Origin of the sequence: Gemmiger formicilis (assembly GCF_024462815.1) — a bacterium.
GTDB lineage: Bacteria > Bacillota > Clostridia > Oscillospirales > Ruminococcaceae > Gemmiger.
Map to the genome: position 1 here is coordinate 33,881 of NZ_JANGCG010000017.1, position 24,103 is coordinate 57,983.

The following is a 24,103-nucleotide window of genomic DNA, read 5'->3' on the forward strand; positions in this document are numbered from 1 at the left end:
CCGGCTTGGTTATTCGGCGCTGCCGTCCAGTGCATAAATTGCCACATCGTCATTTTCAAACACGGGCGTCAGGGTCTGCGGCGGGGTGCCCGGCCAGCGCTTTGCCAGCACAAGGTAGCGGATATGCTCCTGCTCGCCCAGCGCGGCGGCCTCCTGTGCCGTGCAGCCGCTGAACAGTGCCGCGTTGACGTTCTGCTTATGCTCCAGCACACCGCGGTCAACACCCATATTGGTCATGGCGTAGGTCCAGCCCTCCATATAGGCCTGCCGTTGGCTCATAGCGCTGTAGCCGTTGCTGATGGCATCCAGAACCTCCGGCGTATGGGAAGTTCGATTCGTAGCAAACATAGCATCCTGCGGTGCATTTTGCCGCAGCCATAGCATGGCTTCCTCATCCCCGGCCGTCCAGTAATCATCCGTTACGTGCGGGTCGCTCCAGCCAATTGTCGACTGCAGCTGGCCAAGACCGGTACGGACATAGCACCCCAGCCCCAGCACGGTGCTGCACAAAGCCGCTGCACCCAGTATACCAATCAGGCAGCGGGGAAGCAAATGCCCCTGCAGCAGCTTTTCCAGCGGGCGCACGGCAAGAAGGGACATAAAAATCATAGCAACCAGTGCAAAATAAACCTGACTGGAGCTTGTATGGTAAAACAGGTGATACCCCACAAAGCCGCCGATAACCACGCCGTTGGCAAGAATTTGCGCGGCATCCAGTTTGAACAACCGGCGCAGTGCCCCCGGCATAGCCGAAATCCACAGCACGAATTGCAGCGGCAGCATACAAAAAGCATCAATCACACCGATGCCAATCAGCCAGACATAGCCGGAAACCGGCAGATGAGCGCAAAGCCAATCGGCGTAGGGGCTGAGGGCTTGATAGCAAAGATAGTCCTTCATGGCAAAAATGGTCAGCGTCATACTGTTGCTGCCGGATGCAAACAGCACAAAATAGGTGATTGCAAACACCGCACAGAGCCCCACAAGGCAGAACAGAGCCTTGCCGTAATGCGGGCGGCGCAGCAGAAGCAACAGCATCGTAATGGCAAAGCTGCACACAATAATGGCGGCCTCGGGCCCCTTACCGACACACAACAGGAAAAACGAGAGAAACAGTGCGGAAATTTCCCGCCAGCCTACCCGGAAGCCTGCGCGGCTGCAGCGAATAAAGCAAACCATAAAGGCACCGATAAACACCAGCGCTGTAGCCTGTGAATTGATATTGGTCAAAAGATGCTGCAAAAGCGTGTTGCCGAAAATGCTCAACCCGGTCGGCAGTACGCGCCAGAGCGACAGGCAGGAAAAGCCGTACAGCAGCGCTGTCAACAGGGGAAAGGCTTTTTTATCCTCGGGGCCAAAGTAGGCATCACTCAGTGACTTCAGTGCCACAAGTTCCCCTGCCAAAAACAGCGGCCCCGCAAAAAATACGTATATATCGTAAATTTCCGCTCCGCTTGTTAGGGCCAACGCTGCCGAGAGCAGCTCTGTCAGGTAATGGTAGGAGAGCCGTACGCCGGAAAACCGGATATCCTGCGCAGGGAATGTGTGGCTGAGCGCCGCCGCATTTCCCACATTCCACAGCATATCCTGATTCAGGTGCACCGCGCCTGCCTGCAGCGGAGCGGGGTTGACCGCGCCGAAGCACAGCGCGTACAAAAGGCATAGCACCGCCCAGAATAGGCCCGTGCCACTATCCAACGTGCGCAGCAGTGTTTGTGCGCCGCAGCGCAAACGCGGCAGTGTCTGCTGCTTTTGCAGGAAAAGCCATACCGCAGCCAGCAGCGGCGGCAACAGCCGGAGCAGCCAGGGAAAGCCCAGCCGCGCGGCCACGCAGTGGGTTCCAGCCAGTAAAGCACAGCCGTATACCGCCGCCATCAGCGGGGTACTGCTGCCTTTGGGTGCCAACCAATCCGCCAGTGCCCAGCCCGGCAGCAACAAATACAAAAAACAAGCCGCTGCAAAGCCAAGCATTCCCGGCAGAGAAGCGCCGCTGAGCAGGCTGACAGCCGCCCAACCGACCAACGCAAACATCGTGCAGATACGACGCAGCACCGCCCGGCCCCCGGCAGGGGCAGCGCGGCGGGTTTGCATTTTCGGTTCGATAACGGCGGTAGGCATAGACAACTCCTGTTTATTTGATTAATATTTGCGCCACACCATCTTGTTGACCACACCGGTGTAGCTCTGAATGATTTTGACCACCTTGTCGGAGACATTTTCGTCCACGTAGTCGGGCACAGGGATGCCGAGGTCGCGGTTTTCGTTCATCTGCACAGCCACATCCACGGCCTGCAGCAGATGGTCACCGTCGATGCCCGCCAGAATGAAGTCGCCCTTGTCGAGTGCCTCGGGGCGCTCGGTCGAGGTGCGGATGCAGACCGCGGGGAAGGGGTGGCCGACGCTTGTGAAGAAGCTGCTTTCCTCCGGCAGCGTGCCGGAATCGGACACCACACAGTAGGCGTTCATCTGCAGGCAGTTGTAGTCATGGAAGCCCAGCGGCTCGTGCTGGATGACCCGCTTGTCAAGCTGGAAGCCGCTTTGCTCCAGCCGCTTGCGGCTGCGCGGGTGGCAGGAGTAGAGAATCGGCATATCGTATTTTTCGGCCATCTTGTTGATGGCGGTGAACAGCGAGGTAAAGTTTTTCTCGGTGTCGATGTTCTCCTCACGGTGGGCGGAAAGCAGGATGTACTTGCCCTTTCCCAGCCCCAGACGCGCATGGATGTCGGACGCCTCAATCTTAGCAAGATTCTGATGCAGTACCTCGGCCATCGGGGAGCCGGTCACATAGGTGCGCTCTTTCGGCAGGCCGGTGTCGGCCAGATAGCGGCGGGCGTGCTCGGAGTAGGCCATATTCACATCGGAGATGATGTCCACAATGCGGCGGTTGGTCTCCTCGGGCAGGCACTCATCCTTGCAACGGTTGCCGGCCTCCATATGGAAGATGGGAATATGCAGCCGCTTGGCGCCGATGACGGACAGGCAGCTGTTGGTATCGCCCAGCACCAGCACGGCGTCCGGCTGGATGGCGACCATCAGCTTGTAGCTCTCGGAGATGATGTTGCCCATCGTCTCGCCTAAATCCGCGCCCACGGCGTTCATATAGACCTCGGGGTCTGCCAGCTGCAAATCGTGGAAGAATACGCCGTTGAGGTTGTAGTCATAGTTCTGGCCGGTGTGGGCCAGAATCACGTCAAAGTATTTGCGGGTCTTGTTGATGACCGCCGCCAGACGGATGATTTCCGGCCGCGTGCCAACAATAATCAGCAGCTTGAGCTTGCCGTTATTTTTAAAAGAGATATTGCTGTAGTCAGCCATGCTTTTTCTCCTTGGTTACACAGGTTCAAAAAATGTATCCGGGTGGTTCGGGTCAAACGGCTCGTTCGCCCACATCAGGGTGACAAGGTTCTCCGTCTCACTCAGGTTGATGATATTGTGGGTGCAGCCGGGCAGCATCTGCACGGCCTGTGGCTTGTCGCCCCGGACCTCAAATTCCAGCACCTCATCGCTGCCAATGCGGCGCTCCTGAATCAGGCCGTGGCCCGCCACCACGATGAAAAACTCCCACTTGGTGTTGTGCCAGTGCTGGCCCTTTGTAATGCCGGGATTGGACACATTCACGCTGAACTGGCCGCAGTGTTCGGTTTTCAGCAGCTCGGTAAAGCTGCCGCGCGCATCCTCATTTTGCTTTAAGTCAAAAAGGACCTTGTCCTTCGGTAGGTAGGAAAGATACGTAGAATAGAGCTTTTTGGCAAAGCTGCCCGCGGGAATCTCCGGCATCACCAGCGTTGCGGGCTGCGCCTTGAATTTTTCCAGCAAATCGACGATTTCGCCTAAGGTGACCTTGTGGGTCACAGGCGCAGCACAGTAGCGACCCTTTGCACCGAAAACCGGCGCAAGACCGTCATATTCGCAGCGGTGGGGGCGGCCCTCCAGCGCGTCGAGCAGCTCCTCCACCAGATCATCAATGTAGAGCAGCTCCAGCTCAGTGGCGGGGTCATTCACCGTGATGGGCAAATCGTTGGCCATGTTATTGCAGAAGGTGGCCACGGCGCTGTTGTAGTTGGGGCGGCACCATTTGCCGAACAGATTCGGGAAGCGGTAGACGTACACCGGCGCGCCGGTTTCCTGCCCATAGGCAAAGAACAGTTCCTCGCCCGCCAGCTTGCTTTTGCCGTACTCACTGCCCGCATAGCGGCCGATGAGCGTGGCTTGAATCGAGCTGGACAGCATAACCGGGCAGATGTTGCTGTGTAGCTTCAGCGTGTCCAGCAGGGTGGAGGCAAAGCCAAAATTGCCCTGCATAAACTCGTCATTGTTCTGGGGGCGGTTCACACCGGCCAGATTGAACACAAAATCTGCGTCTGCACAAAAATGGTCGAGCTCTGCAGGCGGAGTGTCCAAATCGTACTCAAACACATCCTCAATCTGCAGGGCAGGGTGGGTGCGGTTCTTGCCGTCGCGGATGGCTTTCAGGTTCTCGCACAGGTTGCGGCCCACAAAGCCTTTGGCACCTGTTACAAGAATTTTCATGCCTTTCTCTCGGCCTCCATCTCCTTCAGCGCGTTCTGGACGTACTCGGTGGTCAGAATCTTCTTGACCGTGCCCTCCACGTCCAGACGGTTGGTGTTGTGGCTCGTATAGGAATCATCGGCCATCGTGTGCACCTCGCCCTTGACCACGAACTTGTCATAGTTCAGGTCGCGATTGTCGGCGGCCACGCGGTAGTAGCCGCCCATATCCTCGCTGCGCAGGCGTTCCTCACGGGTCATCAGCGTCTCAAACAGCTTCTCGCCGTGGCGGGTGCCGATGATGTTCGTGCCGGTGTCGCCGAAGAGCTGCTGCACGGCCTTGGCCAGGTCGCCAATCGTGGAGGCGTCCGACTTCTGGATGAACAAATCGCCGGGGTTGGCGTGCTCAAAGGCGAACATAACCAAATCCACAGCCTCGTCCAGATTCATCAGGAAGCGGGTCATATTGGGGTCGGTGATGGTGATGGGGTTACCGGCTTTAATCTGGTCGATGAACAGCGGAATGACACTGCCGCGGCTGCACATAACGTTGCCGTAGCGGGTGCAGCAGATGGTTGTGCCGCCGCGCTCGGCCGCAACGCGGGCGTTGGCAAAGATAACGTGTTCCATCATTGCCTTGGAGATGCCCATGGCGTTGATGGGGTAGGCGGCCTTGTCGGTGGAGAGGCAGACAACGCGCTCTACACCGGCGTCAATGGCGGCGTGCAGGACGTTGTCCGTGCCGATGATGTTGGTCTGGACAGCCTGCATCGGGAAGAACTCGCAGGAGGGCACCTGCTTCAGGGCAGCCGCGTGGAAGATATAGTTGACGCCGGGCATAGCATCGCGGATGGACTGCGGATTGCGCACATCGCCGATGTAGAACTTGACCTTGCCCGCGTACTGCGGGTGCTCGGCCTGCAGCTCGTGGCGCATATCGTCCTGCTTTTTCTCGTCGCGGGAGAAGATGCGGATTTCGCCAATGTCGGTGGAGAGAAAATGCTTGAGCACAGTGTGGCCGAAGCTGCCGGTGCCGCCGGTGATGAGAAGGGTCTTGCCTTTAAAAATGCTGTCTGCCATGATGGCCTCCTTATATTTGACCGCGCATGGGCGCAGTTTAACTTTATAATCTTATTTATTCTAGCACAAATTTCCCCGCTTGAAAAGGCCGCAGGGTTGGAAAATGCTGCTTTTTGTGGTATAATGGCAAAGAAATCAAGATGTCGGCGCTCTGCCGAATGTTTTTTATTTTTTAAAGGAGGATTACGCCCTATGCGCGCCTATGAAAGACTGTTAAACTATGTAAAGGTCCACACGACCTCTGACCCCAACAGCGGCACCCACCCCAGCACGCTGCGCCAGTTTGACCTTGCCAAAATTCTGGTGGACGAGCTGAAGGCACTGGGCCTGGCGGATGCCCATGTTGATGAGCACTGCTATGTCTATGCTACGCTGCCCGCCACCCCGGGGCAGGAGAGCGCCAAGCCGCTGGGCTTCATCGCCCATATGGACACGGCGGATGATGCCAGCGGCGAGAATGTGCAGCCGCAGATTCACGAAAACTATGACGGCGGCGCGGTCACGCTGCCCGCCACCGGCACGGTGCTGGACCCCGAGGTTTTCCCTTTCCTGAAGGAGATGAAGGGCCAGACCCTCATCACTACTGACGGCTCCACGCTGCTGGGTGCGGACGATAAGGCCGGCGTGGCCGAGATTATGACCGCGCTCGAGCGCATCATCTCCGAGAACCGCCCCCATGGTAAGCTCTGCATCGGCTTCACGCCGGATGAGGAAATCGGCGAGGGTGCCAGCCTGTTTGATGTGCCCGGCTTCGGTGCGGCCTACGCCTACACCGTGGACGGCGAGGACGTCGGCGAAATCAGCTATGAGAACTTCAACGCCGCGGCAGCGGTGGTGACGGTGCACGGCTTCAGCGTCCACCCCGGCAGCGCCAAGAACACGATGATCAACGCCCAGAACGTGGCGATGGAATTCCACGCCGCCCTGCCTGCCTTCTCCCGCCCGGAGCACACCGAGGGCCGCGAGGGCTTCTTCCACCTGACCAGTATGCAGGGCGATGTAACCACGGCGCATCTCGGCTACATCGTGCGTGACCACGATGCCGCCAAGTTTGCCGCCCGCAAGGCGCAGATGCAGCACATTGCCGACTGCTTGAACGACCGCTACGGCGCAGGCACGGTCGAACTGGACATCAAGGACAGCTATTATAATATGTTGGAAAAGATTCAGCCCCACTTCCATCTGGTTGAAAATGCCCGCAAGGCCATCAAGGCAGCCGGGCTGGAGCCCATCGAGACCCCGGTCCGCGGCGGCACCGACGGCGCAACCCTGAGCTATATGGGCCTGCCCTGCCCGAACCTGGGAACCGGCGGCTTCAACTTCCATGGTCCGTGTGAGTGCATCACGGCGGAAAAGATGGACCATGGTGTTGAAATCCTGCTGAATCTGGTCGAGTTATATAAATAAAGCGCAGCACGGATTGGCCGGTACTTCCGGCACACCGGAAAACTTCCTGCTGACGAGGAGTTTTTACCGGTGCGCACTGCAGACCCTTACATAGCTTGAAAAATCACAGCCCGCACCTCCGACGAGATGCGGGCTGTTTGATTGTATGGCGTCCCCCACGGGGGAAGGCTTTGGATTTTACTTCATCTTCCCGATATACACAAGATATGAGTACAGGTAGATCCAGGCTGTGCCGCCGAAAACGGCAACAAGCAGCAGAATCATACACCCGGTGTCACCCAGCAGGCCGCCCAGGAACGCGATCACCAAAAGCGAGATGCCCATGATAACAAAGGTATACCCGCCCATGCGCTGGGTACGCTGCCAGTTGTGCTCATCGTTCAGCGCCCACGGCGTGCGGCAGCCAAAGGTGTAGTTCTGCTTGACCTGCGGCATAAAGTTCCCCAAAATAATGAACAGCACGCCGATGCCGCCGCAGACGAGAATGCCGATGAGGCTGCTGTTGTCCGGCAGCTTGCCGAACACGGCCAATTCACTCAGCCAGCTGAACATGGCCATCATTACGGTGAACAGTACCACAAACAGATTCCACACCTTGCCGAATTTCTCAAAATTCTGGTGCTTGGGGTCGATTTTGCGGATGACCTCGAACATAACAAGCATTGCAAACGGAAGGGCGGCCAGAATTAAAATGGTGGACTTCGGCCCCCAGCCGTTGACCTGACCGTTCGCGCCCCAGTGGGTGGGGACAATATCCGGCAGGGAAGGGTAGAAGTACAGGTGCGCGGCAAAATTCAGCACGCAGCCTACGGTTAAAATCCAAAACAGCTTATTCTTTTTCATCGTTGCTTCCTCCTACAAGGCCGCAGTCGCAAAACCACTTCATCAGCTCTTGAAACACGGTCAGATTCACACTGTAGACAATGTTCTGGCCGCGGCGTTCATCGGTGATAAGGCCTGCGCTTTTTAAAATGTTCAGGTGGTGGCTGACGGACGGCTTTGTCATCTCAAAATGGGCGGCGATCTCCCCGGCAGTCAGATCGCCCTGCGCAAGCAGCTCTAAAATGCGCCGCCGTGTCGGGTCGGCCAGCGCTTTGAATGCGTCCCCCATAAAAACCTCACTTTCTGCGTACAGGGGTATGGGATAATTAGATAAATGTCTAATTACCTACGCCCTTAGTATAGCCCGGCTGTGTGCGGTTGTCAATAGATATTTAGAAAAATATCTAATTATTACTTTACCACTTTTCTGCCTTCTCTGCCTGCTCAGCCATATTTTTCCAATATTTTTATCCGCGATTTCACAAATTGTTTGCAATTTTCCTATTGACAAGGTATGAGAATGTGCTACAATATTAGCAGTCTAACAGATAGAGTGCTAATAAAATAGCGGCGCGCATAAATTGCAAAATGCAGTTTATAACGGATGCACCGCAAGCAATCTATCTGTGAGACTGCCAGAACAATGCGATATCTGCAATAAGGAGGTACGCACTATGAACATCGAACAAATGACACAGAAAACCCGCGAGGCCCTGCAGGCTGCACAGCGCATCGCGGTGGAATATTCCAACAACGCAGTGGAGCAGGAGCACCTGCTGGCCGCACTGGCCCAGCAGCAGGATGGTCTGATTTCGCAGATGCTGCAAACCATGGGCACCGACCCGAACGCCTTTGCGCAAGCGGCTTTGCAGAAGGTGGAGGCACTGCCCCGCGTGACCGGCTCCGGCCGCGACCCGGAGAAGATCTACATCTCCAATGACCTCGACCGCGCCCTCAATGCAGCGGAGCAGCAGGCCAAGCAGATGAAGGATGAATATATCAGCGTGGAGCACGTTTTCCTGGGGATTTTGCAGCGCCCGGGTAAGGCTGCCAGCGAAATATTCAAGGCTTTTGGCATCACAACCGAGAAATTTATGCAGACCCTCAGTGCGGTGCGTGGCAATCAAAGGGTGACGAGTGATAACCCGGAGGACACCTACAACGCGCTGAAAAAGTACGGTCAGGACCTTGTGGAGATGGCCCGCGCCAACAAGCTGGACCCGGTTATCGGCCGTGACAGCGAGATTCGCAACGTTATCCGCATTCTGAGCCGTAAGCGCAAGAACAACCCTGTGTTGATTGGTGAGGCCGGTGTCGGCAAGACCGCCATCGCCGAAGGACTGGCACAGCGTATCGTGCGCGGTGATGTGCCGGAAAACCTGAAGAATCGCACCGTGTTCAGTCTGGATATGGGTGCACTGGTCGCAGGCGCTAAGTACCGCGGCGAGTTTGAGGAACGTCTGAAGAGCGTTCTGAACGAGGTCAAAAAGTCGGAAGGCAAAATCATCCTCTTCATTGATGAGCTGCACACCATCGTGGGTGCGGGCAAGACCGACGGCGCGATGGATGCCGGCAACCTGCTCAAGCCTATGCTGGCCCGCGGCGAGCTGCACTGCATCGGCGCAACAACCCTTGACGAGTACCGCGAATATATCGAGAAGGATCCCGCGCTGGAGCGCCGTTTCCAGCCCGTTATGGTCAATGAGCCTACGGTGGAGGACACCATCTCCATCTTGCGTGGTCTGAAGGAACGCTATGAGGTTTATCATGGCGTCAAGATTCAGGACGCGGCCCTGATTGCCGCGGCAACGCTGTCCGACCGGTATATTACCGACCGTTTCCTGCCGGATAAGGCCATCGACCTGGTGGATGAAGCCTGCGCAATGGTCAAGACCGAGCTGGACTCCATGCCCGCCGAACTGGACGAGATGAACCACCGCATCACCCAGCTGCAAATCGAGGAAGCCTCGTTAAAGAAGGAAACCGATGAGCTCTCCAAGCAGCGCCTGGCCGCCCTTGAAAAGGAAATGGCCGAGCTGCGCGACAGCTTCAACAGCAAGAAGGCACAGTGGGAAAACGAGAAAAACGCCGTGAACAAGGTGCAGAGCCTGCGCGCTGAGGTGGAATCCACCAAGGCCGAAATTGAGAGGGCCACCCGCACCGGCGATTACGCAAAGGCCGGCGAGCTGCAGTACGGCAAGCTGCCCACCCTGCAGAAGCAGCTGGAGGAGGAGGAGAAAATCGCCGAGGAAAAGAAGGAATCCAGCCTGCTGCGTGACCGCGTGACCGACGATGAGATTGCCCGCATTGTGGCCCGCTGGACCGGTATCCCGGTCTCCAAGCTGGTCGAGGGTGAGCGCGAGAAGCTGCTGCGCCTGCCGGAGACGCTGCATCAGCGTGTGATTGGTCAGGACGAGGCTGTGCAGAAGGTTTCGGACGCTATCCTGCGCTCCCGCGCCGGTATCGCCAACCCGAACCGCCCCATCGGCAGCTTCCTGTTCCTCGGCCCCACGGGTGTCGGCAAGACCGAGCTGGCCAAGGCGCTGGCGCAGGCTCTGTTTGACGATGAAAAGAATATGGTCCGCATTGATATGACCGAGTACATGGAGAAATTCAGTGTATCTCGTCTGATTGGTGCGCCTCCGGGATATGTCGGCTATGAGGAGGGTGGTCAGCTGACTGAGGCTGTGCGCCGCCACCCCTACAGCGTTGTGCTTTTCGATGAGGTCGAAAAAGCACATCCCGATGTCTTTAACATCCTGCTGCAGGTGCTGGACGATGGCCGCATCACCGACAGTCAGGGCCGCACGGTGGACTTCAAGAACACCGTCATCATCCTGACCTCCAACCTCGGCTCCGACCTGATTCTGGAGGATTTGGAAAAGAGCCGTGCCAACGGCAAGAATGAGCTGTCCGATGAGGCTAAGAACGCCATCGACCAGCTGCTCAAGCGGCAGTTCCGTCCGGAGTTCCTCAACCGTCTGGATGACATCGTATACTACAAGAGCCTGACCAAGACCGAGATTGGCTCCATCGTGGACCTGATGCTGGGCGATTTGCGCAAGCGTCTGGCCGACAAGCAGCTGAAGCTGGTTGTCACCGATGCAGCCAAGAACGCCATCATTGACGGCGGCTATGACCCCATCTACGGTGCACGCCCGCTGAAGCGTTATATTCAGGCCCATGTTGAGACGATGATCGCCAAGGAAATCATCGGCGGCTCCCACGCGGCAGGGGACACCCTGACCGTGGACGCAGATGCCAACGGCCAACTGGTGCTGCGTTGACACACATAATATAAAGTAAGCTCCGCGCTGTACGGAAAATGTTTCCGTGCAGTGCGGAGCTTTTTTGCGTAAAATGGCCCCTGCGGTGTAACGTTTTATAGGTTATGCGTAGGGCGGGGTGACCTCACCCCACCGAAAGCCTGCGGACAGATGACGCCTGCGGTATATTTGTAGGGGGCGGCGTCCCCAACGCCCCGGGTGGCTGCCCGGTAAATGTCGTTTGCCGGGCAGCCCACGGGCTGCCTATGTGCGGCCCCTACAACCAAATAGGAAACTTCAGCTTGCGGGAACCCACCGGGCCCCCACAGGGCGAGGGTTAAAACCTTACAAAACCCCCAGCCCGGACAGCAGGGTTTTCACGCCAATTAGAATCAGCACAATGCCGCCGATGCGCTCAGCGGGGGCGCGGTATTTGTCACCGAACATCGCGCCCACCTTGACGCCGACAGCGGACAGCAGGCAGGTGATGATGCCGATAAGCCAGGCAGCAGGCAGGATATCCACCTGCATGGCGGCAAAGCTGACGCCAACGGCAAAGGCGTCAATGCTGGTGGCCACTGCCAGCGGCAGCATGGCCTTTGCGGAATAGTCATCGTCAAGCTGCTCATCCCCGCCAAAGCTCTCCTTGACCATGTTGGTGCCGATGAGCGCCAGCAGCACAAAGGCAATCCAGGGGCCGAATTTCGTCAGCACCACGGCAAAGCGGTCGCCCAGAAAATACCCCAGCGTGGGCATCAAAAACTGGAAGCCGCCGAACCAGACGCCGCAGATCAGCGCGTGGGACAGGCTGACCTTGCGCACGGACAGCCCCTTGCAGATGGAAACCGCGAAGGCATCCATAGAAAGACTGATGGCAATCAGAATCAGGTCAAACAAAGTCATGATTTTTTCCTCCGTTTTCAGGGAATAAAAAAAGACCTATCTGCCCCGTTTACGGGCAGATAAGTCTCGTCTTTTAAAGTAAAGCCAGAGCCGCAAGGCTCATTGTGTTGGCAGAACTGCGCGGCGGCTGCTCCACCCCGCGCTGACTACTCCCTTATTGCTTTCAGCAGTGTACCATAGCCGGGAATGTTTGTCAATACGTTAGAAATAGCTAATTTGCAGCCCTCTTTACAAGCGCTTCTTGCATAATCCGCCATTTTAGAGTACAATATACGCAAGGCAATACCGCACAATTCGCGCCTGACGGCTTAAGCACCGCTACTGCGGCTACAAAGCACAATCTGCGTTGCAAAAATGCTCGATAATACATACCAGTATTATCTGCGCTTTTTGCTTAGCAGCTTGTACTTCTCGCTCGCCGTATCGGCACTTAGAATTATGCGGTGTTGCCACAAATCTTCACCGCGGGGGAATCACCAATGCAGTATAAAGTTCTGGCGCTCGATCTGGATGGGACGCTGACCAACACCGATAAAATCATCACGCCGCGCACAAAGGCTGCGCTGCAGAAGGCGGCACAGCGGGGCGTCTGCATCGTGCTGGCCAGCGGGCGGCCTACCGTCGGCATTGAGCCGCTGGCCAAAGAGCTGGAACTGGAAAAATACGGCGGCTGTATTCTGAGCTATAACGGCGGCAAAATCATCGACTGCAAAACCGGGCAGACCCTTGTACAGCACGCCTTCCCGGTGGATTTGATTGAGCCGGTCTGCACTTTCAGCCGCTACTGGAACATTGTGCCGCTGACCTATGACAAGAACGGCATTGTGACCGAGAACCCGGACAGCCCCTACGTGCAGGAGGAGGCCCGCATCAACAAAATCCCGGTGCGCCGGGTCGAAAACCTGCCCGCTGAGGTGACCTACCCCATCAACAAGCTGCTGCTGACCGGCGACCCCGCCGATATGCCCCATGTGGAGGAGCTGATGCAGCAGGAATTTGCGGGCAAGCTCTCCATCTGCCGCAGCCAGCCGTTTTTCATTGAGACAATGCCGGTGGGTGTCGGCAAGGATACCTCGCTGGAGATGCTGCTGCGCGCCAAGGGGCTGACCGCCGCCAACCTGATGGCCTGCGGTGACGGCTGGAACGATTTGCCGATGATACAGCTGGCCGGTATGGGCGTGGCTATGGGCAACGCGCAGCCGCCGGTTATTGCGGCTGCGGACTACCTGACCGCCGACAATGACCATGACGGCGTGGGGCTGGCCGTGGAAAAGTTTATTTTAGAGGAGATTTAACCTGTGAACCTGATTGTTTTCGATTTGGAATGGAACATCGGCTACCAGCCGAAAACCTTCCTATATCACGGTACGGAATTGACGCTGCGCGGTGAAATTATTCAAATCGGCGCGGCACGTATCAATGAGCGCGGCGATGTGCTGGATACCTTTGAGGTCAATCTCCGGCCGCGCATTTTCCGAAAATTGCAGCACCATATCGCCAAGGTTACGGGTCTGTCTCAGGGCGACTTGGACGCGGGCCTGCCCATGCGGGAGGGCTTGCAGAAGTTTCTGGACTGGGCGGGGGAAGATGCCGAGCTGGCAGAGTGGGGGCTGGACGATGTGCCGGTGCTCAAGCAGAACCTGTTTCTGGTCGGGCTGGATGAGAGCTGGCCGAACCGCTGGTACGATTTGCAGCGCATCTTTTTGCAGGCCTACCCCCGCAAGGAGGGCGAGGGCCTGACGCTGGAAAGCGTGGTCGACCGGCTGGGTATCCCAAAGGAGGAGCCGTTCCACAACGCGCTGGATGATGCGCTCTACACGGCAAAAATCTGCCGCAAGCTGCCATTGGCGGAAGGGCTGGCAACCTACCCCACTGAGGAGGAGCTGCTGACCGAGGCACTGCTGGGCGCGGAGCGCGTGGGCCGCGATGTGCAGCTGTTTATGAACCGCATGGAGCATGACGATTACCGCAATGTGCCGACATTGTATCAGGCGGCCTGCCCGGAGTGCGGCGCACCGCTGCAGAATGATGAGGTCTGGCTCAAGCGCGGCAACACCGGGTACTTTACCCGCAGCACCTGCCCCTACTGCGGGCACTTCTATCTGCGCTTCAAGCTGAGCCGCCGCGACGGACTGCATTGGAGTTTTGCCCGCTGCATCGACCTCGCCACCCCCGAAGCCGACGCCCGCTGGGATAAGCAGAAGGCCGCCCTGCTGGAGCGCACAAAGCGCAAGCAGGAACGCGGCACAAGAGAATGAGTTTGAGGTCTCCTTCTGATGAAGAAGGAGACTTTTTTGTTTCTGCCCTTGACAAACAGGCGGTTCTGCACTATGATTGAGAAAAGCGAAACACATTTTTTACAAAATTGCAACGGAAGCAACACGAGGTGCAAGAATGGACACAGAGCGCTGGCAGATATTATTGAAGGCAATCGACCGCGGCAGTCTGCGTGCGGCGGCGGATGAGATGGATGTCACCGTTTCCGGCATCAGCCGCAGTGTGGCAACGCTGGAAAAAGAACTTGGATTTTCGCTGCTGTACCGTGCAAAAAGCGGCGTGCAGCCCACCGAGGAGTGCCGCCAGCTTCTGCCCGCTGTGCGGGAGCTGCTGTTTGCACAGGAACGGCTGGAGCAGACCGCGGCCAAGGTGCGCGGCGCAGACTGCGGCACGATTGTCATTGGCACGGCGTACAACTGCTATTATGAGTGGGTCACCTGTATGACGGCGGCCTTCCGCACGCGCCACCCCGGTGTGGCGGTGAAAATCGTCAACGGCACAAGCAGTGAACTGGCGGAAATGTTGCTGGATCACCGCACGGATTTTTGTTTGATCAGCCGCCGCAGCGCCATGCCGGTGTGGCTGCCCATCCGCCAGGATGAGCTGCTGGTTTTGCTGCCGAAAAGCCATCCGCTGGCCGCGCTGGACGCCGTGCCGGTGCAGCGCATGAAAACTGAGCCGTTTATTGAGAGCTACCCCGGTATGGAGACCGACATCACCCTGCTGTTTGACAAGCTGAAAACCAAGCCCAACACAAGCTATTCCACAATGGACATCACCGCCACCTACGCTATGGTGTCTGCAGGGCTGGGTATCAGCGTCAATAACGCCATCAACCACCAGCACGGCTATCCCGGTGTTGTTGAGTGCCCGATGAACCCGCCCCAGCTGATGGAAATCGGCCTTGCCTGCGGCGAAAACCTCGCCCCCGCCGCACAGGCATTTCTGGAATTTGTAAAATCCCGCCTGCCGGAATAAACACAATGCTTATGGACTATACGTAGGGCGGGGTGACTCCACCCCGCCGAAAGCCTGCGGGCAGATGACGCTTGCGGGTACATTTTGTAGGGGGGCGGCGTCCTCGACGGCCCCGGGCGTGCCCGGCCCCTACGGTGCAGCAAAAAAGGCAGTGCGTACCCGGGTTGCAGCCTGTTCTTGCCCTCTTACAACAACAGCCGCCGCGCATTTTTCCTGCGCGGCGGCTGTACTTTGCATAGGGGTCAGTAGGTGATGATAATGCCCTGGTCCTGCGCGTAGAAGCTGCACAGGCCGGAGCAGGGGACAATACACACCGGGGCACCGGGCCACTTGGCCTCAATGCCGTGGTGTAGCAGCTGGGCGGCGGTCTGGTTGCCGCACTCACTGATAAGCACCGGGTGCACGCCGTCATAGCCGTCCTCGTCCATCTGCTCCAGAATCTTCGCCAGCACGCGGGTTTCACCGCGGGTCTTGAAGTAGAAATCAATCTTGCCGTCTTGCGTGCGGCGGCCCAGCACGCGCATATTCAGGCGGCCCGCAATAAAGCCCACCACTTTGCTGACACGGCCGTTTTTGGCCAGATTGTCAAAGCTCGCCAGAGCAAACAGGATATGGGTGCTCTCGGCAAACTTTTTCAGCGCAAAGCAGATATCGTCAAAGGTCTGGTTCTCGCCAATCAGCTTGTTAGCAAGCTCGGCTGCACCGGCCAGCGCGCCGGAGCAGCTGAGCGTGTCCAGCACAAAAATCTTCTTTTCGGGGTGTTCCTCCAGCACCATTGCGCGGGCGGCCATAGCGGCGTTGTAGCTGCCGGAGAGGTTGCTGCTGATGGTAAAGGCAAACACATTGTCCGCCTGCAGGAAATACTCGGCCCACTCCTCGGGGCTGGGGCAGGCGGTGGTGCTGGCACCGTTATAGTCGGTCATGGCCTGCAGCATCTGCTGGGTGTTCAGGGTGGCAAGATCCACGTACTCGCGCTCGCCAACGCGGATTTTAAACGGTACAAGGGCAAACTGCACGCCGGGTGCGGGATGCGCAAGCTCACGGATTTCGCAGGAGCTATCGGATACAATCATCCATGCCATGTGGCAGGACCTCCGTTCTGTGATAGATAGTCACGATATTCTTACCTATATTATAGGTGCGCGGCGCAGATGCGTCAAGTTTATTTTTCTGTCCTTAAAAAGTTGTAAAACATTTTCACGGGCACTTGTACCCGCACGGATTCCGGCGTATAATATGTAGGACTAGATTTTATGAAGAAAGAATTGGAGCTTGTATGGCTGATTTTTATACCTATCGCAATGAGGTTGCGGGCAAACGCCGCAGGCGCAAAATATTTCTGGCGCTGACTGTGATTCTGGCACTGCTCTGCGCCGCAGTCGGGCTGTTCTGGTTTGGCCGCGGCGAGACAGCTGCCGCTCCGGCAACAACCCCCGCGCCCACTCAGGAGCCTACCGCTGCCCCCACCGAGACCCCGGCCCCCGCGCAGGAGACCGCCGCCGAGCCGCAGCGCATCCTGCCCAATGTGGATACCGCCGCATGGGATAAAAGCGAGGCGGTGCCCGCCACCATTGACACGGAATACCTCAACACCGACCACCGTATGGTGGCGGTGCCGATGCTGGGCACTGTGACCAACAGCTATTTTGACACGGTCACCTTTGCCGGGGACAGCATTGCTTCCGGCCTTGGCATCTATGACACCGGCTACCACAACGCCCACTATGCCACCTACGTCAGCGCGGGCGTGCAGACCTTCGTCAATAATGTCAGCGTCAAGAACGCCGTGACCGGCGCGACCGAAACCCCGATGGAGACCATCGCGGCCAGCCAGCCGGACTACCTGTATATCCTTGTCGGCACCAACAATCTGGTGGTGCAGGGCAGCGAGGAGAGCTTTATCGCTTACTATGAGCGCCTGATTGATATGCTGCGCGAGCAACTGAACCCGGGTGTGATTATCTATATTCAGGCCATCCCCGGTGTGCAGGAGGACGTTGTGGACTCCAAGCCCGGGCTGGACAACACCCGCATTGCAACGGCCAATGACCTGCTGGCCAATATGGCACTGCGCAAGGGCTGCTACTACATCAACATCCGCGAGGCACTGACCAACCCCGCGGACGGCAGCCAGATTGATGACTATGCCACCAAGGACGGCGTGCATTTCAACGCCGCGGGCTACCGCGCATGGGCCGAGTATCTGGCCACCCACACGGTGTGGAACCGCCGCAGCGTTTACAGCGGCGAGAACCCCTATTATATTTACGGCGCATAAAACCGGCTGCATTACACAAATCCCCCGCAAGGTGTAAAAAGTACCTTGCAGGGGACTTTTTTTATGCAGCTGTACGAAAAAACACTCGATTTATGTCGAAGTTGTACAAATCAGGCAGGTAACATACGAAAATTTTAGCAGAATATTACACAAAAGACCTTGAAATTCGCATAAGAAACAGGTAATATAGGTATAGAGATTATACAGAGTCGGTGCACTGTACCCGGCGCACTGCTACTCAAAAGGGGAGATTATGTTGAAACAGCGCAAAGAAACGCCAAATAGCTCCGATCTGCCCATCTACCTGTTCAAGCAGGGCAATAATCAGGAGGCCTATCGCTTTTTCGGTGCGCACCTGTGTGAACAGAACGGCGAGGCTGGTGCTGTGTTCCGTGTGTGGGCACCGCACGCCAAGGCCGTCTCCATTGTGGGTGACTTCAACAGCTGGACACCCGGCGAGCACCCGATGGAAAAGCTGACGGACGGTATCTGGGAACGCTTTGTGCCCGGCATCAAGCAGTTTGATGTCTACAAATATTGCATCACAACCCCGGCGGATGAGCTGGTCTACAAGGCCGACCCCTATGCCTTCCATACCGAGACCCGCCCCTCCAACGGCAGCAAGGTCTATGATATTGAGGGCTACATATGGGGCGATGCCGCATGGGTCAAGGAGGAGGACAAGCGGGATGTCATCAACAGCCCGATGTCCATCTATGAGCTGCAGGCCGGCAGCTGGAAGATGAAGGACCCCGAAAACGGTGTGCCCTACAGCTACGCCGAGCTGGCCGACGAGCTGATTCCGTACATTAAAGAGATGGGCTACACCCATGTGGAGCTGCTGCCCATCACTGAATTTCCCTTTGACGGCAGCTGGGGCTATCAGGTTACCGGCTACTTTGCCCCCACCAGCCGCTACGGCACGCCCAAGGACTTTATGGCCTTTGTGGATAAGCTCCATCAGGCGGGCATCGGCGTTATTCTGGACTGGGTTCCCGCCCACTTCCCGAAGGATGCCTACGGCCTGTATATGTTTGACGGCGCGCCCTGCTATGAGGACCCCAACCCCCGCCGCGGTGAGCATAAGGAATGGGGTACCATGGTCTTTAACTACGGCATGAAGGAGGTCGAGAGCTTCCTGATTTCCAGCGCCATGTTCTGGGTGGATCGCTACCACATTGACGGTCTGCGCGTGGATGCTGTGGCCAGTATGCTCTACCTTGACTACAACCGCAAGGACGGCGAGTGGGAACAGAACGTCAAAGGCGGCAAGGAAAATCTGGAGGCAATCGCCTTCCTGCAGAAGCTGAATACCGCCATTCTGGGCCGGTATCCCCATAAAATGATGATTGCCGAGGAATCCACCGCATGGCCGCTGGTCACAAAGCCTGCAGCGGATGGCGGCCTGGGCTTCAACTTCAAGTGGAACATGGGCTGGATGAACGATATGCTCAGCTACATGAAAACCGACCCGCTGTTCCGCGCCGGCAACCATGGCAAGGTCACCTTCAGCTTCTTCTATGCCTTCAGCGAGAATTTTGTCCTGCCCATCAGCCATGATGAGGTTGTGCACGGCAAGTGCAGCCTGCTGAACAAGATGCCCGGCGATTACGAGGAAAAGTTCGCGAACCTGCGCACCTTCTTCGGCTATATGATGGCCCACCCCGGCAAAAAGCTGCTCTTTATGGGGCAGGACTTCGGCCAATTCATTGAGTGGGACGAGAAGAAGCAGCTGGACTGGATGCTGCTGGGCTACGACAAGCACCGTGAGCTGCAGAGCTATGTCAAGGCGCTGAACCACTTCTACCGCGATACGCCTGCCCTGTGGCAGGTGGATTACAGCTGGGAGGGCTTCCAGTGGATTGTGCCCGATGACAGCAAGCAGAGTGTCATCGCCTTCCTGCGCCGCGATGCGGCCGGCAAGATGGTGCTGGTGGTCTGCAACTTCAACCCGGTGCTCCGCAAGGATTATGAGATGGGCGTGCCGAACCCCGGCAGCTACAAGGAAATCCTTAATTCCGATGCGAAGGAATACGGCGGCTCCGGCGTCACCAACGGCACCGTCAAGAGCGTCAAGGGCCCGATGCACGGCTTCAACCAGCATATCGCTGTGACGCTGCCGCCGCTGTCCACGCTGTATTTCAGCGTGCCATCTGCCCGCAAGCCCCGGGCTGAAAAGCCCAAGGCAGAGGCCAAGGAGGCCGCAAAACCCGCCGCCAAACGGGCGGCAAAGCCCGCCAAGGCCGTTGCCCCTGCTGCACAGGCCCAGACGGACGCCGCCCCCAAACGCCGGGGACGCCCACCCAAAGCCAAAGCTACGGTCTGACCGTGTTTGGATATATGCTAAAAAACGGCATTGCGCCGAAATTTTAAGGGGAGAAATCTTATGGCTAAAGAAATGATCGCAATGATCCTGGCAGGCGGCCAGGGCTCGCGTCTGTATGCGCTGACCCAAAAGCTCGCCAAGCCGGCAGTTCCGTTTGGCGGAAAGTATCGTATCATCGACTTCCCGCTGTCCAACTGTGTCAACTCTGACATTGATACCGTGGGCATCCTGACCCAGTACCAGCCCCTCGTCTTGAACGAGTATATCGGCAACGGCCAGCCGTGGGACCTGGACCGCCTGCATGGCGGTGTCCATGTCTTGCCGCCGTATCAGCAGGCCTCCGGCTCTGACTGGTACAAGGGCACGGCCAACGCCATTTACCAGAATATTTCCTTCATCGACCGCTATGACCCCAAGTATGTCATCATCCTGTCCGGCGACCAGATTTGCAAGCAGGATTACTCTGACTTCCTGCGCTTCCACAAGGAGAAGAACGCAGAATTCTCCGTTGCCGTTATGGAGGTGCCATGGAGTGAGGCTTCCCGCTTCGGCCTGATGGTCACTGATGAGGATGACCGCATCAACGCCTTCCAGGAGAAGCCGAAGGAGCCGAAGTCCAATCTGGCTTCCATGGGTATCTACATCTTCAACTGGGATATTCTGAAGAAGTACCTGACCGAGGACGAGGCTGACCCCAACTCCGAGAACGATTTTGGCAAGAACGTTATTCCCAACCTGCTGAAGGATGGCCGCCGTATGTACGCCTACCACTTCAGCGGCTATTGGAAGGACGTGGGCACCATCTCCAGCCTGTGGCAGGCCAATATGGAGGTCCTCGACCCGAAACATTCCGGCATCAACCTGTTCGATGAAAACTGGAAGATTTATTCCCGCAACACCGGCCGTCCCTGCCAGCAGATTGGCAGCGATGCAACCATCGTCAACTCGATGATTTCCGAAGGCTGCAAGGTCAACGGCACGGTCAACAACTCCATCCTGTTCCCCGGCGCAGTTGTCGAGAAGGGCGCGACCGTGGAGGCGGCTGTCGTCATGGGCGGCACCGTTATCAAAGCCGGCGCGTCCGTCAAGCACTGCATCGTGGCCGAGAACGTCACGATTGAGGAGGGCGCTACCGTGGGCGCTATGCCCGAGGGCGGTCTGAACATTGCCGAGCCCGGCGATGTCGCTACCGTTGGCTCCGGCGTTGTCATCGGCAAGGGTGCAACGGTCGGCCCCAAGGCAATGGTCTCCAGCGATGTAAAGGATGGTGAGGAACAATGGTAAACAACAATGTGAATGCACTCGGCGTAATTTTCGCCAACACCTATGATAACCTCGTTCCCGAACTGGTGGCGGAGCGCTCGATGGGCTCCATCCCGTTCGGCGGACGTTACCGCCTGATTGACTTTACGCTGTCCAGCATGGCAAACGCCGGTATCGACAACGTTTCTGTCATTGTGCGCAAGAACTACCACTCCCTGATGGACCATCTGGGCGCAGGCCGTGAGTGGGATTTGACCCGCAAGCGCGGCGGTCTGAACATTGTGCCTCCCTTTGCCGAGCGCAGCGTCAAGCTGTACTCCGGCCGTGTGGACGCGCTGGACAGCATCCTGAACTGGCTGGAGGCCCAGAAGGAGCGCTATGTCATCCTGTCTGACTCCTACATTGCCATGAACTTTGACTTCGGCAAGCTGGTGGACGCACACGTCAAGTCCGGCGCCGATGTCACGATGGTCTACAACCGTGCGCCCATTCCCGAGGGTGCCCGCAGTGACAACTACACCATCCGTATGGATGAGGAAGGCCGCGTCACCGAGATTCTGTCCAACGATTATCGTATGGGTGAGCAGAACCTCGCCATGAACATCTACATCATCGAGCGTGAGAGCCTGATTCACCTGATTCATGACGCCTCTGTCCGCGGCCTTGTCTACTTTGAGCGCGACATTCTGGCCCGCAACCTGAAGCTGCTGAATGTGCAGGCCTTCAAGTTTGATGGCTATGTGGCCCGTGTCTCCGATATGAAGAGCTACTTTGACGAGAATATGCGTCTGCTCAAGGACGGCAGCATGGAGGCCCTGTTCGGACCCGCGCCCATCTACACCAAGATTCGTGACGATAACCCCACCCGCTATCTGGAGGGCAGCTCCGTCAAGAACAGCCTGCTGGCCGATGGTTGCGTCATTGAGGGCACGGTTGAAAACTGCGTCCTGTTCCGCGGCTGCAAGGTCAAGAAGGGCGCTGTTGTCAAGAACTGCGTCCTGATGCAGGATACCGTTGTGGAGCCCAACTGCAATGTTGAGTACGTTGTGACCGACAAGAACGTCCACATTACCGAGGACAAGAAGCTGGCCGGCACCGACACCTTCCCGGTGTTTGTTGCCAAGAACCACAGCGTCTAAAAAGAACCCCCATCGGCGGCCGAACGCCGATACAGGGGAGAAAGAACGCTCATAGAGGTCGAACTCCCTCTCCCCGGAGTCGGCTTTGATGAGAGGGCGGGGGAGAGCCGAGCTTTTCCCTCGCCCTCATTTTTATGATATTCGCACGGAGGTGCTTATGAAAATCCTGTATGCAGCCAGCGAGGCTGCTCCGTTTGCCAAGTCCGGCGGTCTGGCCGATGTTGCGGGCGCCCTGCCCAAGGCACTTGTCCGCGACGGCATTGATGCCCGCGTTGTTATGCCGCTGTACGGCGATTTGAAGTTCAAGGACACGCTGACCTATGTTACCAACTTCAGCGTGCCTGTGGGCTGGCGCAGCCAGTATTGCGGTCTGTTCAAGGCTGAGCGCGACGGCGTTGTCTACTACTTCATCGACAACGAGTATTACTTCAAGCGCAGCGGCCTGTACGGCTTCTACGATGACGGCGAGCGCTTTGCCTTCTTTGCCCGCGCCATTCTGGAAATGCTGTTCTACACCGACTTTGAGCCGGACATCATCAACTGCAATGACTGGCAGACCGCGCTGACCCCGGTGTACTTGAACCTGTACTACCGCCATCTGGATAAATTCAGCCGCATCAAGACGGTGTTCACCATCCATAACATTGCCTATCAGGGCAAGTACGGCCTGGACATTCTGGAGGACACCTGCGGCATCGGCACACGCGACGCCCATGTTGTGGAATATGACGGCTGCGCCAACTTTATGAAGGGCGCTATCGAGTGTGCCGATAAGGTCACCACCGTCAGCCCCACCTACGCACAGGAAATTCTCAACCCATGGTTCAGCCATGGTCTGGACGGCCTGCTGCGCCAGAAGCAGTATAAGCTGTGCGGTATTCTGAACGGCATTGACGTGGATGTGTTCAACCCCGCCACCGACCCCGACATCGCCAAAAACTATGATGCCGAGACCTTCCAGGAGGGTAAGGCTGTCTGCAAGGCCGCCCTGCAGGATGAATTTGGCCTGCACAAGGATGGCAGCCCGGTTATGGCTATGGTCACCCGTCTGGTCGGCCATAAGGGCGTTGATTTGGTCCAAGCCATCGCCGAGGGCCTGTTGCAGCAGGGCATTGAGCTGGTTATCCTTGGCTCCGGCGAGGCCCAGTATGAAAACTACTTCAATGAGCTCTGCGCCCGCAACCCGGGCCGTGTCGGCGTTTACATCGGCTTCAATGCCAAGCTGGCACAGCAGATTTACGCCGGTGCTGATATCTTCCTGATGCCGTCCCGCTCCGAGCCCTGCGGTCTGGCCCAGATGGTTTCCTGCCGCTACGGCACTATCCCGGTCATCCGCGAGACCGGCGGCCTGAAGGACTCCATCCGTGACTCCGGCGATGGCTATGGCAATGGCTTCACCTTTGCCAACTACAACGCCCATGAGCTGTACGAGGCCTGCTGGCGTGCCAAGGAAGGCTACTGGCAGAAGGACGGCTGGCCCGTGCTGGTCAAGCGCGCCATGGAGTGCGACTTCAGCTGGTCCAACTCCGCCAAGAGCTATGAGGGCCTCTACAACGAGGTTGTCAACCTCTGGTAAACCGCCCATTTTTCAAGCCGACAGGGAAGCCTGCCGGCTTTTTTGATGGCCGGGGTGGGGGTTCCCCTTGACGCTGACCGCGCAGCTTGAAAAAAGTAATGTTTTTCCTGTAAAAACGCTTGACATTTGTTCTGCCAGCCGCTATAATAATACACGTCGCCGAGATAACGGCGGCGAAAAGAATATGCGGATGTGGCGGAACTGGCAGACGCGCTAGATTCAGGTTCTAGTTCCCTTAAAAGAGTGTGGGTTCAAATCCCTTCATCCGCACCAAACAAAA

Annotated in this window: 18 protein-coding genes and 1 tRNA gene; 11 read left to right on the forward strand and 8 right to left on the reverse strand. The window is 57.3% G+C overall.

The window, feature by feature from the left end; translation table 11 throughout:
• Positions 1-9: 9 nt before the first annotated feature.
• Genes NE623_RS12195 through NE623_RS12210 form a run of 4 tightly spaced genes read right to left on the reverse strand, consistent with a single transcriptional unit; the run spans position 10 to position 5,588 of the window.
• A complete protein-coding gene (locus NE623_RS12195; RefSeq protein WP_256272852.1) occupies positions 10-2,118 on the reverse strand; it encodes a hypothetical protein in 2,109 nt (702 codons plus the stop codon).
• Between the two features lie 21 nt (positions 2,119-2,139).
• Entirely contained in the window at positions 2,140-3,315 is a 1,176-nt protein-coding gene (gene wecB / locus NE623_RS12200; RefSeq protein WP_256272851.1) for a non-hydrolyzing UDP-N-acetylglucosamine 2-epimerase, read from the reverse strand.
• A gap of 15 nt (positions 3,316-3,330) precedes the next feature.
• The gene (locus NE623_RS12205) at positions 3,331-4,530 is read right to left on the reverse strand and encodes a capsular polysaccharide biosynthesis protein CapF (RefSeq protein WP_256272850.1); all 1,200 of its coding nucleotides are present in this window, start codon (positions 4,528-4,530) and stop codon (positions 3,331-3,333) included.
• Positions 4,527-5,588 carry a polysaccharide biosynthesis protein gene (locus NE623_RS12210; RefSeq protein ID WP_294833485.1) on the reverse strand — a complete coding sequence of 354 codons (1,062 nt, stop codon included), beginning with the start codon at positions 5,586-5,588 and terminating at the stop codon, positions 4,527-4,529. The genes NE623_RS12205 and NE623_RS12210 overlap by 4 nt, the downstream gene beginning before the upstream one ends.
• Before the next feature lie 192 nt (positions 5,589-5,780).
• On the opposite strand from NE623_RS12210, the gene pepT reads away from it, so the two are divergent.
• Positions 5,781-6,995 (forward strand): peptidase T, encoded by a 1,215-nt coding sequence (pepT, locus tag NE623_RS12215; protein ID WP_256272849.1) that lies wholly within the window; start codon positions 5,781-5,783, stop codon positions 6,993-6,995.
• A 177-nt stretch (positions 6,996-7,172) separates the two neighbouring features.
• Here the strand turns inward: pepT and NE623_RS12220 are convergent, their stop codons facing one another.
• Complete coding sequence (locus tag NE623_RS12220) at positions 7,173-7,838, reverse strand: SdpI family protein (protein ID WP_256272848.1); 666 nt, start codon at positions 7,836-7,838, stop codon at positions 7,173-7,175.
• On the reverse strand, positions 7,825-8,106 hold the full coding sequence (locus tag NE623_RS12225) for an autorepressor SdpR family transcription factor (protein WP_256272847.1): 282 nt from the start codon (positions 8,104-8,106) through the stop codon (positions 7,825-7,827). Before NE623_RS12225 ends, NE623_RS12220 begins: the two co-directional genes overlap by 14 nt.
• A gap of 385 nt (positions 8,107-8,491) precedes the next feature.
• Here NE623_RS12225 and clpB point away from each other — a divergent pair, with 385 nt between their 5' ends.
• Positions 8,492-11,104: an ATP-dependent chaperone ClpB gene (clpB, locus tag NE623_RS12230; protein ID WP_256272846.1), complete on the forward strand. Its 2,613-nt coding sequence runs from the start codon at positions 8,492-8,494 to the stop codon at positions 11,102-11,104.
• Between the two features lie 324 nt (positions 11,105-11,428).
• On the opposite strand, the gene NE623_RS12235 is transcribed toward clpB, so the two are convergent.
• Entirely contained in the window at positions 11,429-11,986 is a 558-nt protein-coding gene (locus NE623_RS12235) for a manganese efflux pump MntP (protein ID WP_256272845.1), read from the reverse strand.
• Between the two features lie 479 nt (positions 11,987-12,465).
• On the opposite strand from NE623_RS12235, the gene NE623_RS12240 reads away from it, so the two are divergent.
• The 3 genes from NE623_RS12240 (at position 12,466) to NE623_RS12250 (ending at position 15,241) form a co-directional block, all read left to right on the forward strand.
• On the forward strand, positions 12,466-13,281 hold the full coding sequence (locus NE623_RS12240; protein WP_256272844.1) for a Cof-type HAD-IIB family hydrolase: 816 nt from the start codon (positions 12,466-12,468) through the stop codon (positions 13,279-13,281).
• 3 nt (positions 13,282-13,284) lie between these two features.
• Positions 13,285-14,244: a 3'-5' exonuclease gene (locus NE623_RS12245; RefSeq protein WP_256272843.1), complete on the forward strand. Its 960-nt coding sequence runs from the start codon at positions 13,285-13,287 to the stop codon at positions 14,242-14,244.
• 136 nt (positions 14,245-14,380) lie between these two features.
• Complete coding sequence (locus NE623_RS12250; protein WP_256272842.1) at positions 14,381-15,241, forward strand: LysR family transcriptional regulator; 861 nt, start codon at positions 14,381-14,383, stop codon at positions 15,239-15,241.
• 242 nt (positions 15,242-15,483) lie between these two features.
• Here the strand turns inward: NE623_RS12250 and NE623_RS12255 are convergent, their stop codons facing one another.
• Complete coding sequence (locus NE623_RS12255) at positions 15,484-16,323, reverse strand: DegV family protein (protein WP_256272841.1); 840 nt, start codon at positions 16,321-16,323, stop codon at positions 15,484-15,486.
• A gap of 194 nt (positions 16,324-16,517) precedes the next feature.
• On the opposite strand from NE623_RS12255, the gene NE623_RS12260 reads away from it, so the two are divergent.
• The 6 genes from NE623_RS12260 (at position 16,518) to NE623_RS12285 (ending at position 24,096) form a co-directional block, all read left to right on the forward strand.
• Positions 16,518-17,519: a GDSL-type esterase/lipase family protein gene (locus NE623_RS12260; RefSeq protein WP_256272840.1), complete on the forward strand. Its 1,002-nt coding sequence runs from the start codon at positions 16,518-16,520 to the stop codon at positions 17,517-17,519.
• 253 nt (positions 17,520-17,772) lie between these two features.
• Positions 17,773-19,845 (forward strand): 1,4-alpha-glucan branching protein GlgB, encoded by a 2,073-nt coding sequence (gene glgB, locus NE623_RS12265; protein ID WP_256272839.1) that lies wholly within the window; start codon positions 17,773-17,775, stop codon positions 19,843-19,845.
• Between the two features lie 60 nt (positions 19,846-19,905).
• Positions 19,906-21,129 carry a glucose-1-phosphate adenylyltransferase gene (locus NE623_RS12270; protein ID WP_256272838.1) on the forward strand — a complete coding sequence of 408 codons (1,224 nt, stop codon included), beginning with the start codon at positions 19,906-19,908 and terminating at the stop codon, positions 21,127-21,129.
• Positions 21,123-22,247 (forward strand): glucose-1-phosphate adenylyltransferase subunit GlgD, encoded by a 1,125-nt coding sequence (gene glgD / locus NE623_RS12275; RefSeq protein WP_256272837.1) that lies wholly within the window; start codon positions 21,123-21,125, stop codon positions 22,245-22,247. Before NE623_RS12270 ends, glgD begins: the two co-directional genes overlap by 7 nt.
• A 157-nt stretch (positions 22,248-22,404) precedes the next feature.
• A complete protein-coding gene (glgA, locus tag NE623_RS12280; RefSeq protein WP_256272836.1) occupies positions 22,405-23,823 on the forward strand; it encodes a glycogen synthase GlgA in 1,419 nt (472 codons plus the stop codon).
• Between the two features lie 186 nt (positions 23,824-24,009).
• Positions 24,010-24,096: transfer RNA gene (locus NE623_RS12285), tRNA-Leu, on the forward strand.
• Positions 24,097-24,103 lie beyond the last annotated feature (7 nt).